General features: G+C 63.8%; 1 protein-coding gene. It reads right to left on the reverse strand.

Annotated features, from left to right (window positions below; translation table 11 throughout):
- Positions 1 to 17: 17 nt before the first annotated feature.
- Positions 18 to 878 (reverse strand): IS3 family transposase (locus tag L6Q21_RS17870; RefSeq protein WP_237832119.1); only part of this gene is annotated, 861 nt, incomplete at its 5' end.

An 878-nucleotide genomic window follows, 5' to 3' on the forward strand; every position in this document is an offset into this window, starting at 1 on the left:
TGACCTGCTCCCCATTTTCAGGCCGCTGATAAGTTAGCTTTGGTGTCCTTATGCCCTTGGCTGGGGCGTTTGGTAAACTCGGTTGGTGCCAACCCGCCAAGGCTGCTGTGGGGACGCACGGTGTTGTAGTCCGTCCGCCATGCCTCGATGATCCGCCTTGCTGTTGCCAGCGTCGGGAACAGATGCTCGTTGAGACACTCGTCGCGCAAACGACCATTAAAGCTCTCGACGAAGCCGTTTTGCGTAGGCTTGCCGGGAGCAATGTAGTGCCACTCGACCCCAGTGTCCTGGCACCAGGCAAGGACCGCGTGGCTGGTCAGCTCGGTGCCGTTATCGCTGACCACCATGCACGGTAGTCCGCGATGCTCGGCGATGGCCGTGAGCTCGCGCACGACGCGCCGACCTGACAACGAGGTGTCGACAACGCACGCCAGGCACTCCCGGCTGTAATCGTCGATGACGTTGAGCATGCGGAACCGCCGGCCGCAGGCCAATGAGTCCGACACGAAGTCGAGCGACCACCGCTGATTGGCGTCCTGCGGGATCGCCATCGGTGCCCGTGTGCCCAGCGCTCGCTTGCGGCCGCCACGCCTGCGCACCGTCAGCCGCTCCTCGCGGTAAAGCCGATAGACCTTCTTCAGGTTCATACCCTTGCCTTCACGCCGCAGCATGATCGCCAACCGCCGGTAGCCGAACCGACGACGCTCGTTCGCGATCTCGCGCATCCGAACGCGCACAGCATCGTCCTTCCCGCGAAGCGGCTCATATTGCCATGCCGACCGGTTGACCCCGATCAGCCTGCAGGCGCGACGCTCGGAGAAGCCGTGGTCGGCTATCAGCCTCTCCACCGCAGCGTAGCGCTCCACAGGCCGGGTCAG

This window comes from Sandaracinobacteroides sayramensis, from assembly GCF_022014495.1.
GTDB lineage: Bacteria > Pseudomonadota > Alphaproteobacteria > Sphingomonadales > Sphingomonadaceae > Sandaracinobacteroides > Sandaracinobacteroides sayramense.